This window comes from Acinetobacter sedimenti (assembly GCF_022601685.1).
Taxonomy (GTDB): Bacteria; Pseudomonadota; Gammaproteobacteria; order Pseudomonadales; family Moraxellaceae; genus Acinetobacter; species Acinetobacter sedimenti.
This window is the reverse complement of sequence record NZ_JAKUML010000021.1, coordinates 20,409-33,207: the sequence shown is the minus strand read 5'-3', so window position 1 is coordinate 33,207 and position 12,799 is coordinate 20,409. Positions and strand designations below refer to the sequence as shown.

Below are 12,799 nucleotides of genomic sequence, written 5' to 3'. Positions count from 1 at the left end.
GTGGGGTTACCCATGTGAGAGTAAGTCATCGCCAGCTTTTAATTTCAAAACCCCCCACCAAAAGGTGGGGGGTTTTATGCCGAAAAGTTATTTTAACCACATGGTTAACACTTATTACTAAAAATAATATATATTTATATTATGATTAAGGAATACAAAATTTTATTATTAAGAGGTGGGGAGTCTATGCAAGGGTATTTTGATCCGCCTTTATTTGAGTTGAGTTTGGCTGAACAACAGGTGGATTTGGCGGATACGCCGTATTTTTATAATGATAATGGCACGCCAACGTATGTAAAGACCTTACCTGATAATGCACATATCATATCAGAAGATGCTTTAGCAGATTCTTCATCTGAAACTGTACTGTTTGGGAATGAATATTTTATTTCTAAGATTGCTAATGTGAAAGATAATCCACCATACGGCATAGAAACTGAATTTTCCTTTGATGATCAGAATCTCCAATATGAATCATTATGGGTAACTCAAGAAATTGCAAATGCTTTTGGCATGTATTTAGTAGATAAAAAACAAGCAATTAAGGTATCAAGTTCAATTAATCAGCTTTCTCAAGTGCAATACCAATATGGTGCATTTGCAGGACATTGGTCACCGTATCTCAATATAGGCAATGAGCTATTGACGTATATTTCGATGGATTTAGAACACCATGATTTTCCGCATATCTTTGCTTCAACTGATGAAACTTCACCCTAAGTGATTTCAGTAGCGAGGTATTGGCCTAAATTGGCAAAAATTAGATTGGCTGATATTTGGATACCACAGGGTAGTGCATTATATATTCCACCAAAACCTGATATTAAAGATGCGGAGTATATAGATCTGCACCATAATCGAAATTTGATTGCGTCTACATAAGCGTTATTTGTAGAATGATTTATGGTCAATCTGGGGAGAAGGATCATGGACTTAAAACAAGATGTTCATCATATGAATGATGCATTTTACCGGACTTTGTTGGAATCTACGAAAGCAATTCCTTGGCAGATTGACTGGCAAACAATGACGTTCAGTTATATTGGTCCGCAGATCAAAGAATTGCTTGGATGGGAAACGGATAGTTGGTTAAGTGCAAATGATTGGGCTGAGCGAATGCACCCAGACGATCGAGATTGGGTAGTGGATTTTTGTATTTCCCAGTCTAAAGATGGTGTTGATCACGAAGCGGATTATCGGGCGTTGACCAATAATGGGGATTATGTTTGGATTCGGGATGTGGTACATGTGATTCGTGATGAACATGGCGAAACGGTTTCACTGGTTGGTTTTATGTTCGACATTAATGCACGTAAGAAAAGCGAAGAAGAATTATTAAAATTAAAACAAGAACTCGAAGAGCTGTCTTATCAAGACAGTTTAACAGGTGTAGCGAATCGTCGATTATACGATGCGTTTATGGAACGTGAATGGGATTTGGCGATCCGTAATCATTCGGCAATTTCCATGATTATGGTTGATATTGATTTCTTTAAACAATACAACGATCAGTATGGGCACACGGCAGGCGATATAGCTTTAAAGGCTATTGCAACGACTTTAAAATCTGCACTTCGTGGTTCGGATATCGTGGCACGTATCGGTGGCGAAGAGTTTGTAATTGTCATGCCTGCAACCAGTCAAAAAAATGCGATAGATGTAGCGGAGCGTATTCGCCAAAAAATTGAACATACTGCAATTGAGCATAATTCTGAGAATACTTTTCTAACCGCAAGTTTTGGTGTAGGCACAATCTTTCCGCAAGTTGAAGATCAACCTGAAATTTTTATAGAACATGTGGATCAATTGCTTTATGTAGCAAAGAAAAATGGTCGAAATCAAGTCAAAGCGATTTTCTAAATAGATTGTCGAGTTATTGATTTGAATGGAAAGAATGGGATTGACTACAATTTAATCAATCCGATTCTTTCAAATTCATGTTAAAATATCTGACTTTCATTTTCAGCCCATCAATTTGATCCTCCCAATCCTCATAATATTTTCAGTATTGCGCTAGAGATCACGTTGAATTATTTATCGAAATTCACCAAAATTTGCCAGCAAAGCTTGTTACATCAAGATTTTCAAGCCATTTGATAGCCGAGATTTACCAATTATGAGCACTGCGTACACCATGCAGACTGCGCCAAAAGCGTTGTTTGATTATGATAAATTTTGGGCATCATGCTTTGAGCCTGCACCATTTTTGCCGATGTCACGTGCAGAGATGGATATTCTCGGTTGGGACAGTTGCGACTTTATTTTGGTTTGTGGTGACGCCTATATTGATCATCCTTCGTTTGTGTCAGGCATTATTGGTCGGGTACTTGAAGCGCAAGGTTTTCGAGTTGGCATCATTGCACAACCTAATTGGACGGATGTCGAAGCCTTCCGTGTTTTAGGCAAGCCAAATATTGCTTGGGGTGTAACAGCGGGTAATATGGATTCGATGATCAACCGTTATACCGCAGATCGTAAAATCCGTTCTGATGATGCTTACTCGCCTGATAATGTGCCGAATAAACGCCCAGATCGTGCTGCGACGGTATATTGTCAGCGTGTGCGTGAAGCTTTTCCTGATGTGCCTGTGTTGCTTGGTGGTATCGAGGGGTCTTTGCGTCGTATTGCACATTATGATTATTGGTCAGATAAGGTGCGTCGCTCGATCTTAATGGATTCCAAAGCAGATTTGCTGATGTATGGCAATGGTGAACGCTCGATCATTGAGGTGATGCACCGTCTTGCCAAAGGTGAAAAAATCCATGAGATCACCGATGTGCGTGGTACGGCATTTATCATCAATAAGCATAATCGTGCATCGAAATCTCAGTTTGTCGAAATTGCTTCAAATGATGTGGACACCATTGGACGGGTTGATGCGATTATCAATCCTTATGTCATGACCGAAGATTTAGAGGGTTGTGACATTGAAAAGAATAAAAATAGCTCACTCAGTCAATACCAAAACTTTCAGAAAGAAGCGGTTTCTAATCCGATTATTCGTGAAGCCGATGGCTTAGAAGCTGACACGCAAATCGTGCAGTTACAGCCCTCAAAAGCCATTAAACATCGCTTACCACCACGTGAGCTTGCAGTGATTCGGTTACCTGCGTTTGAGCAAGTGGCGAATGATCCTGTGCTCTATGCACATGCCAACCGAATTTTGCATCTTGAAACCAATCCGGGTAACGCTCGGGCTTTGGTACAAAAGCATGGTGAGCGTGATGTGTGGCTCAATCCGCCACCGATTCCATTGACCACTGAAGAAATGGATTATGTGTTTGACTTGCCTTATGCACGACTACCGCATCCTGCTTATGGCGATGCACGTTTTCCTGCCTTTGACATGATTAAATTCTCTGTAAATATCATGCGTGGCTGTTTCGGTGGCTGTACATTCTGCTCGATTACCGAACATGAAGGGCGAATTATTCAAAACCGTTCGGAAGATTCGATTCTACGTGAAGTAGAAAAAATCCGTGATACTGCGCCGGGTTTTACAGGGATTATTTCCGATCTCGGTGGGCCAACGGCGAATATGTATCGCTTGCAATGTAAAGACCCTGAGATTGAAAAGAATTGTCGTAAACCGTCCTGTGTCTATCCGGGTGTCTGTCAAAACTTGCACACTGATCATGCGCCATTAACACAGTTATATCGTAAAGCTCGTAGCCTAAAAGGCATTAAGAAAATTCTGATTGGTTCGGGCTTGCGTTATGACCTTGCTGTACTGAATCCTGAATATGTCAAAGAATTAGTACAACATCATGTCGGCGGTTATCTGAAAATTGCCCCTGAACATACCGAAACTGGGCCTTTGTCAAAAATGATGAAACCAGGTATCGGCACCTATGATCGCTTCAAGCAAATGTTTGATCGCTTTAGTAAAGAAGTCGGTAAAGAGCAGTATTTGATTCCATACTTTATTGCGGCGCATCCAGGTACGTCAGATTATGACATGATGAATTTGGCGATTTGGCTCAAGAAAAATGGTTTCCGTGCTGATCAAGTGCAGACTTTCTATCCATCACCGATGGCAACGGCGACCACCATGTATTACACAGGTAAAAATCCGTTGGCGAAAGTCGCTCGCTATACCGAAAATGTCGATATTGTCAAAGGTGAAAAGCGTCGTCGTTTGCATAAGGCGTTTTTGCGTTACCACGATGCCAACAACTGGCCGATGCTTCGTGATGCCTTAAAAGAAATGGGACGTGCTGATTTGATTGGTAATTCAAAACAGCATTTGATTCCGACCTATCAACCGCAAGGCACTGGCGAGTATCAGTCTGCACGTAAGAAAAACTCCTCGAAAGCAGGTGATTCTGTGAAACGTACTGGCGGGCAAAATGCGCCTCAAAAAGGGCAAATATTGACCCAACACACAGGTTTGCCGCCAAGAGAGCAAACGGATCGCTCAAGTTCGACCAATAATAATCAAGCAAAAAAAGCTCAGTCGAAAAATGCGCAAGGTCGAAATGCTTCAAATCCTAAACAAAAACCATCAGGGAAAAAGCACTCAAATCGTGCTTAATGAACTAATTTAAAACCCTGCGCTGTGCTGAAATTTGGCACAGTGCAGGGTGTCTTCATTTAAACTGCTTGAAACGGTTTAAAGTCAATATTTTGGTATAAAGATTGCATTTTTACAGCGTAGCAATAGTGAAGATGTTGTGTTCTGCATGGTCTTGGTGCATTTTGATTGATGTGCAACGTGCATTATCATAAATATGTGCCTTGCATGAGTCAGCGCTAAACCCAATTTGCAAAAGAGTTGTAAAATGAGTGAAATCCGATTTGAATTTTATGGTCGGCTAGCCAGTCTAGCAGATCGACCAAGCATTGATTTAGCAACGACTTTTCCAATTCGGCTACAAGATGCCTTAACAGAGTTAGCTGAGCAATTACCTCAAATTCATGACAATCTTGAACGCTGTGCCTGTGCGATCGGCGATCAATTGGTACATCGTGATTTGATGATTCATGAGCAGATGACCGTCGCCTTATTGCCTCCAGTTGCAGGAGGTTAAACATGTCACAACCATTCAATCCAAAAATTAACGCAGAGATTGAACGCATTCAAGATCACGACATTGATCTGTATCAATTGCTTGCGATGCAATATTTCCCTGAATGTGGTGGTTTAGCACTTTTTGCAGGTACGGTGCGAGATCATCATGAAGGCAAAGCGGTAAAAAGTCTGAAATACACGGCATATAAGCCATTGGCAGAGCGTTTAGTCCGAGAAATCGAACTCGATATCGAGCAAAAATATGGCGTGTCTTATGTACGGGTCGTGCATCGTATTGGGCATTTAGACATTGGCGAGGTAGCAATATATGCGGTAGCTCGTGCTGTGCATCGCCGAGAAGCTTTTGCAGCTTGCGAAGAAGCGGTGGAACGAGTCAAACACGAAGTGCCTGTGTGGAAGGAAGAATTTTACCATGATGGGACAAGCGTCTTTGTCGAAGGCTGTTGTATTCGTAGCGACTATGCTGATGTGGCACAGAAAAAAGAGATAAAACATGTACACCATCAGCACGACCATGCAGCTTGTACACATGATCATTAAAGGTTCATTTGAATCATACATTTTAGATTTTAATTTTTTGGAAATTTACCCATGAAAAATGTCGGCATGAAGCCTGAAAGCTATCGAATTGCCAAAGCCAGTGCCGAGTTGCTTGCGCCTGCACACTGCATTCAATTGCTCGCTGATGGTAATACTGAAAAGGGTGATGCACTCAAAACAGCACGCATTGCAGGCATTCTCGCAGCAAAGCGTACCGATGAACTGATTCCGCTGTGTCATCCACTGCCGATTTATCGGGCGGATGTGGAATTTGAACTATTAGAAGATCGTGTCGTGATCTATGCCGAAGTGGAAACCATTGGTCCGACTGGTGTGGAAATGGAAGCCTTGACGGCGGCAAGTCTTGCAGGTTTGACCATTTATGACATGCTCAAACCGCACTGTGAGCCTGAAGACTTGGTACTACAACAATGCAAACTCGACCATAAAAAAGGCGGAAAATCTCACTTCAAGCGCACATTACGCCGTGCAGTGTCGGCGGCGGTGATTGTGCTATCCGATACAGTGGCAGCAGGGCGAAAGCCTGATACCGCAGGGCGTTCGGTAGCAGAAACTCTTGAACAAGCGGGCTTTGCACCCATACATTATCAAATCTTGCCTGATGAATCCGAGCAACTGAAAAATCTGGTTTTAGAATTGAGTCAAAGTTACGTCTGCGTGATTACTGTGGGCGGTACAGGTCTAGGCAGTCGTGATATTACTGTGGAAACTTTACAGCCTTTGTTAAAACGTGAAATCCCGGGATTGATGGAAGCTGCACGATCTTTTGGGCAGAAGCGCACACCGTATGCGGCGCTCTCTCGTGGTGTGGCAGGTTATATTGACCGTAGCCTCGTGATTACCTTACCGGGGAGTCGTGGCGGTGCAAGTGAGTCGATGTCGGCGATTTTGCCTGCGTTGGTACATTTGATTGATGTCAGTCAAGATTTACCACATGCGCAAGGTTATCAATAAGGTCATTTAAAATGGTGGCAACAGTATCAGCGTGTGGTGCGGAAAAAGGTTTAATCAGCATTGCTCAAGCGATCGAAATCATCCTGCAACAGACACAACCTTTAAGCACTGAAAAGAAAGCCTTGCAGGCAAGTTTGCATCACTATTTGGCAGAAGATATTCACGCCCAAGTGAATTTACCCACCTTTTCACAAAGTGCGGTCGATGGTTATGCACTGTGTTTTGATGGTGAAAATGCTCAAAATCAAACTTTTGAAGTGATTGGGGAAATCCGAGCAGGTAGTGATCAGCAATTTCAATTGAATCATGGTCAAGCCGTACGGATTTTCACAGGCGGTAAAATTCCTGAAAATACCACGACTGTTGCACGGCAAGAAATTGTTCAAGCCAAACAATCATCAACCACCATCACGGAACCACTTCGTGTCGATGCGGATATTCGTCATGTTGGTGAAGAAGTGTCGAAAGGGCAACTTTTGGCTGAGCGTGGGCAATATCTGAATGTCGGCGCAATTGCAGCTTTGAGTATGGCAGGTGTGTTTGAAGTGACTGTGTTTAAGCAACCGAAAATCGCTGTATTGATTACTGGCGATGAAGTGGCAACATCAAGCAATGATCCGTCAATGGATGTTAGCTCAAAGGTCTTTGATGCCAATGGGCCTTTACTTCAAGCATGGTGTCAGTCGAATCATTTCCATGTTGATATTTTGCATATTGCCGATGACGAATCGGTAGTGAATGACACCTTTGATCGCCTAAAAACACAATATGATGTACTGATTACCACAGGTGGCGTATCGGTTGGTGATTATGATTATGTACGACCGTGTGCGCTGAGCAATGGTTTTGCGCAACACTTTTGGAAAGTGAAACAAAAACCGGGTAAACCACTCTTTTTCGCATCATTTAAAAATGAAGATCATCGTTGCTATTTACTTGGTTTACCGGGGAATCCTGCGGCGGTCTATGTCTGTATGCAAGTTTATGGCAAGCTGTTGCTGAATGCCTTACAAGGCAATAGCAATACCCTACAATGGTTTAGTGCAACATTAACGCAACCGATCAAAGCCGATCAACGTGAGCGATTTATCCGTATGGTGGCGGAGTTCGATCAAGGGCGTTTAACGGTTCAGCCATTGGCAAAACAGCAGTCACATATGCTTTCAAATCTGATGCAAGCCAATTGCTTAGTCAGAGTACCAAGTGGGAAAGTGATTGAAACTGGAGAAGTGGTAGAAGGGCTTTGGTTATAGCTTCTTCCATAAACCAGTCAGGTGAAAAATACTCATATTTACCACTCCAATAGTTCAGCTTGCTGAGATTGTTTAAGTCGTTTTGATTTATAGCTTTGTGCAAAAGCACTTAATGCGGTCTTGCGCTGTGCATAACTATACCGACAACCAATAAGAATCAGGTCTTGATTTTCCAGTTCAGCGAGCAAGTCCATTTCATCATAGTTCAGACTGTCACGGTCTAAGCCTGTAAACTTACCTGTCATTGCCCAATTGATCAGTCGAGCTTCATTCATATAGTGGTGTGGTTTGGTGTCTTTGCCTTGTTGTTGTCGAGTCATTTGTAGAACGCCACACACCGCCTTATAGGTTGATGCAACTTGATGGCGCAACCTACGTACGTCCATCGTTGGATGATCACCACGAATGAGGCTCTCTATTTGCTCGTCACACCAAATAGCAAAATCAATGTCTAAGCACTGTGTAAAACGCACGGCGAGCTTTGGGTGCAACCAAGTTCCGCCATTGTTACCTTGCGTGGTTTTCAAATAAGGGGTTTTTCCGTATTTGCGATGTAATGCTTCAATGTATTTTTGAGTATCAGGAAGTCTTATCCACTCATGTGCTGAGGTGTTGAATCGACTGGCTACCAATGTCACATTAAACCAACCGTCATCAGTGAATTGATAATTGACACCGTTGTATTGAGAAGTGATCAAGCCTTTCATACGTTCATCTCCTCCTTGAGTTCGCCACTTTTGTATGTGTAGGTACGTTCAGGATTTAAGGGAAAATTCGCCAGTTCAGAGATGTGGATGAATTGATCTGAATTAAATCGTGCTGTCATGCTGTCACCTATCTGTGATTGCCCTAGCCAGTAGTAGCATTGGGTTTGATAGGTGCTAGTATGTTTTTGTTTTTTATTGACTAATCCTAGTTAGGATTCAATTTTATCCTAGTTAGGATTTTTTATACTCATTGGCTTTGGTGAACCATTTTTTAAGGCTTTCATCGCTTGGAAACGGGTCAATTCCTAACAATTGCGCTTTATTGGAAAGGATTCCGTGCGCCTCATATGGTTTTGATGTATCAACTTTGCTTTCCATTTCTGACAATACTGCCAAAACCTTAATGATGTTATTTTCTTCTCTAGTGCTTAGTTTGGATTCTTCTTGTGTAGTTAGGATTTCTGATACTTCACTATGCTGTAATGCTTCCAATTCTTTGATGCGTTGCTGTGCTTGGATGAGTTGGTTTTTTAATTGTTGATCTGATTCAGCATTAGGGATGTTAATGTCATTATTTAAACTTTGTACAATATCTTGTTTTCTCGGATGCGCTCGATAAAAACCATCCTCGAATATTCTTGGTTGTAAGCTGTGAAACTCGTTTATTGCAATATCTAACTTGTCATGGTCAATATCTTTAAATTTCACCCCTCTATCGAAATCTAATAATTGGAATCCCATTCTGACATTAACACTTACATCCCCTAGAGGTTTGAAGTTGTAAATATCAGATGTCATTATATGTATATGTTGATACTCCAAGTATGACGTATCTGATGCTGGATCATCAGTGAGTAATCCACCACTAAAATTTTGATTACTTAATATATTGAGAATATTAACGATAGCTTGAACTGAACTTCTTTTATCTAGTTTTATAAAATTAATCTTATCTACATTAACATAAGCAATAGCATGATTTTGAAAATCAGTTCTTATTAAAAACTCTGCCAAATCTTTTATTTTTAGATCAAACTTGTATGTGAAAGCCTCAATAAGGAATATTAGAGAGTAAAACTCTTCTTGTTTTTCTTTTAAGACTTGCGGTATATATGCCACGCACTACGCCTCCAAGCACACCCATTTTAATAAACGTTAAGTCAATGCGATTGGGATACGCACTTTCGGAAGCTAACCTAGGCTTAACGATGCAATATTAGTCAATACTATACTTGTTTTCTATTCGTGGAAAGTCGTAGCGAGTCATTGACTGGCGTGCTATTTCTTTGTGGTGTTCGTCTTAGCAATTCTCTGAACATCTTTAATCGCTTCCTCAAAGTGCCTTTCCACAGGGGTTTGATAATTAATATATTGTTGCTTGTATAGTTGATATTCCGACTCGGCTTTGTTTTTGGCTTGTTGATGTGAAACCTTGCCATAATGGTCTAACACTTCACGCCCATTAAAACTCAAAAATTGATCTAGTTTTGCCAACCAATCTTTCATATACATCTGAATGCCATTTTCAGCTTGAAATTGAGCAAAGTCTAAATACATCGTCACAATGCGGTTAAGGGTGTCTATTTCTTTTTCATTCAGATAATTTTTGGCAATCGTAATATCTTTGGTTTTAGGGTGACTTTGACCACTAAAGCTAGTCATACCCATATTCGGTTTTGAGCCATCTACTCTATGAAAAACAATTTCTGCGGCTGTATGTCCATGTGCTGCCCAGTGCATCTTATTCTGTACTGTTTGAAAGAACTTGGTTGATTCTACTGCTTTGGAATCATAATCAACACTGGTCGAATATATCTCTAAAACTTTTTGGTAGAACATCTTTTCCGATGCTCTAATATCCCTAATCCGTGCAAGTAACTCATCAAAATAATTGTTATTCCCACCATTTTTAAGCCTTGCATCATCCATTGCAAAGCCTTTGACAATATATTCTCGTAAAACCTGAGTTGCCCATATTCGAAACTGTGTGCCTCGATTGGATCGGACACGATAGCCTACGGAAATAATAACATCTAAATTGTAGTGCTGTACTTCACGTTCAATACTTCTATCACCCTCTTGTTGAACTATTCGGAAATTCCGAATAGTTGAATTTTGATCAAGTTCGCCTTCGTCAAAGACATTTTTTATATGTTCATTAATGGTGCTAACATTCTTCTGAAACATTTCTGCCATTTGTTTTTGAGTAAGCCATACGGTTTCATCTAATAGCTTTACATCTATTTTTATCTCGCCATCTTCTGAGGCATAAAGAATAAAGTCGCCTGTATTTATATTGGTCATTTTATTAAATCTCGATCATTCAAATTACAATGAAATGGCACGGTGTTGAAAATTATGCGATATTTTTTGTGCTTTATACAATTATATTGATATAAGTTATTGATCATTATGTGGTGGAGTCAAGGAGGATCGAACTCCTGACCTCTACAATGCCATTGTAGCGCTCTACCAACTGAGCTATGACCCCAATTCTCTTTCAAACTTTATCATTATTAAAATGTCGTCTGAATAAACACGCTAAAAAGCGTTACGCCATCTTATGCAGATGGCGTAAGACTGTCAATTCAACAGGTCAACTGAGAATTATTCTGCACTGTCATTTGTTTCATTTTTAGGCAGTTTAAGCTGTTCATTTAGCTTTTCCCATACTTTTAGCTCTTTCTTACTTGGTGCGCCAACGACTTCTAAAGCATTGCGTAGACGTGCAAAAGTCAGGTCAGGACCAATGGTGACCATTGCTTGCATCACAGGGGTCGAACTGGTCGAACCCGCAATGGCATTAAAGAACGCAGGCATAAAGTCACGCAGTTTTATTTCCATTTGATTCGCCAAATCCATCAAGGTTTGACTCACCGTATCATTATTCCAAGTAAACAAACTTTCTAAACGCCAAATCGCAAATTGCAAGCTTTGACGGACTTGTTCAGCACTGAGTTTTTTATGTTCAAACTGTGCAGCAGTCAAAGTTGGCATGTGATTGAAATAGAATCCCGCCCAATTCACCGCTTCAGAAAGCAAGTTAATACGAGGTTGAATCGCTGCTGAGATTTCTTCGAGTTTTTGACGATTGCCTTGCCACGCTAGAATTGTATTGAGCAATTCAGCAGGGGTTAATGCTTTAAGCCATTGACCATTCAGCCAATTGAGTTTTTCCACATCAAAGATAGGACCGCCAAGCGATACACGTTGAATATCAAAATGTTCAATCATTTCAGCCAAATTGAACTTTTCACGTTCATCAGGCATAGACCAACCCATACGTCCTAAGTAGTTCAGCAACGCTTCAGGCAGTACGCCAATATCACGATAATAATTGATCGAGGTAGGATTTTTACGTTTAGACAGTTTTGATTTGTCAGGGTTGCGAAGTAGTGGCATGTGACACAGCACAGGCATGTCCCAACCGAAATATTGATAGAGTAATTGATGCTTCGGCGCAGAAGGAATCCATTCTTCGCCACGGATCACATGAGTGATTTGCATCAGATGATCATCAACGACGTTGGCAAGGTGGTAAGTTGGCAAGCCGTCGGTTTTAAGTAAGACTTGCATATCGACTTGCGCCCACGGAATTTCAACTTCGCCACGGAGCATATCTTGGAATTTGCACACACCATCTTCAGGTACTTTCATACGAATGACGTGTGGTTGATTGTCTGCAAGACGCTGTTGTACTTCCTCGGCAGAGAGCTTTAAACCACGACCGTCGTATTTTGGAGTTTCACCACGTGCTTGTTGCTCTGCACGCATTTGATCAAGCTCTTCAGCGGTGGCAAAGCAGTAAAAAGCATGACCTTGCTCAACCAATTGCACCGCATATTGCTTATAGATACCCATACGTTCCGACTGACGGTATGGCGCATGTGGACCGCCAATATCAGGACCTTCTGACCAGTTTAATCCAAGCCAACGCAGTGAATCTAAGATCATTTTTTCTGATTCAGGGGTTGAGCGAACCTGGTCGGTGTCTTCGATACGTAGGATAAACTCACCGCCATGTTGTTTGGCAAAGCATAAATTGAACAGTGAAATATAGGCTGTACCTACGTGTGGAAAGCCTGTTGGAGAAGGTGCAATACGTGTGCGGACGGTCATAATAAATATCTAGAAATAATGTAATGCCGAGCATTATAACGAAAAACCGCAGGGCTAAAAATGCTTTGATCAATGTATCTCGTGGCAAGGCACAAATTTCGCTACAATGACGCAGTATTGAAAATGAGTAAGACGATGCAAAGCGACAATCAAAATTCGAATAGCAGTTCAAG

The 12,799-nt window shown here is 41.2% G+C and carries 11 protein-coding genes and 1 tRNA gene; 7 read left to right on the top strand and 5 right to left on the bottom strand.

Translation table 11 applies throughout. The annotated features are described in order from the left end of the window. Positions 1 to 186 precede the first annotated feature (186 nt). The 7 genes from MKI79_RS10995 to MKI79_RS10965 all read left to right on the top strand — a co-directional run bounded on the left by MKI79_RS10995 (position 187) and on the right by MKI79_RS10965 (position 7,800). The gene (locus MKI79_RS10995) at positions 187 to 720 is read left to right on the top strand and encodes a hypothetical protein (RefSeq protein ID WP_241573525.1); all 534 of its coding nucleotides are present in this window, start codon (positions 187 to 189) and stop codon (positions 718 to 720) included. Positions 721 to 927: 207 nt separating this feature from the next. Then, a complete protein-coding gene (locus MKI79_RS10990; protein ID WP_241573516.1) occupies positions 928 to 1,860 on the top strand; it encodes a GGDEF domain-containing protein in 933 nt (310 codons plus the stop codon). 256 nt (positions 1,861 to 2,116) lie between these two features. Further along, positions 2,117 to 4,534 carry a YgiQ family radical SAM protein gene (locus MKI79_RS10985; RefSeq protein ID WP_407651643.1) on the top strand — a complete coding sequence of 806 codons (2,418 nt, stop codon included), beginning with the start codon at positions 2,117 to 2,119 and terminating at the stop codon, positions 4,532 to 4,534. A 247-nt stretch (positions 4,535 to 4,781) separates the two neighbouring features. Further along, entirely contained in the window at positions 4,782 to 5,030 is a 249-nt protein-coding gene (locus tag MKI79_RS10980) for a MoaD/ThiS family protein (RefSeq protein ID WP_241573514.1), read from the top strand. A gap of 2 nt (positions 5,031 to 5,032) precedes the next feature. Further along, positions 5,033 to 5,572 (top strand): molybdenum cofactor biosynthesis protein MoaE, encoded by a 540-nt coding sequence (locus tag MKI79_RS10975; RefSeq protein WP_274619084.1) that lies wholly within the window; start codon positions 5,033 to 5,035, stop codon positions 5,570 to 5,572. Positions 5,573 to 5,623: 51 nt separating this feature from the next. Further along, on the top strand, positions 5,624 to 6,547 hold the full coding sequence (gene moaCB, locus MKI79_RS10970) for a bifunctional molybdenum cofactor biosynthesis protein MoaC/MoaB (RefSeq protein ID WP_241573511.1): 924 nt from the start codon (positions 5,624 to 5,626) through the stop codon (positions 6,545 to 6,547). A gap of 11 nt (positions 6,548 to 6,558) precedes the next feature. Then, positions 6,559 to 7,800, top strand: coding sequence for a molybdopterin molybdotransferase MoeA (locus MKI79_RS10965; protein ID WP_241573509.1), 1,242 nt, complete (start codon positions 6,559 to 6,561; stop codon positions 7,798 to 7,800). Between the two features lie 38 nt (positions 7,801 to 7,838). Here the strand turns inward: MKI79_RS10965 and MKI79_RS10960 are convergent, their stop codons facing one another. From MKI79_RS10960 to gltX, 5 genes are all read right to left on the bottom strand, one after another. Continuing rightward, a complete protein-coding gene (locus MKI79_RS10960; protein ID WP_241573507.1) occupies positions 7,839 to 8,507 on the bottom strand; it encodes a KilA-N domain-containing protein in 669 nt (222 codons plus the stop codon). A 231-nt stretch (positions 8,508 to 8,738) separates the two neighbouring features. Further along, on the bottom strand, positions 8,739 to 9,626 hold the full coding sequence (locus MKI79_RS10955) for a hypothetical protein (protein ID WP_241573504.1): 888 nt from the start codon (positions 9,624 to 9,626) through the stop codon (positions 8,739 to 8,741). Positions 9,627 to 9,785: 159 nt separating this feature from the next. Beyond that, complete coding sequence (locus MKI79_RS10950) at positions 9,786 to 10,811, bottom strand: virulence RhuM family protein (RefSeq protein WP_241573502.1); 1,026 nt, start codon at positions 10,809 to 10,811, stop codon at positions 9,786 to 9,788. 111 nt (positions 10,812 to 10,922) lie between these two features. Beyond that, a tRNA-Ala gene (locus MKI79_RS10945) sits at positions 10,923 to 10,998 on the bottom strand. 116 nt (positions 10,999 to 11,114) lie between these two features. Then, on the bottom strand, positions 11,115 to 12,626 hold the full coding sequence (gltX, locus tag MKI79_RS10940) for a glutamate--tRNA ligase (protein ID WP_241573500.1): 1,512 nt from the start codon (positions 12,624 to 12,626) through the stop codon (positions 11,115 to 11,117). Positions 12,627 to 12,799: the final 173 nt, after the last annotated feature.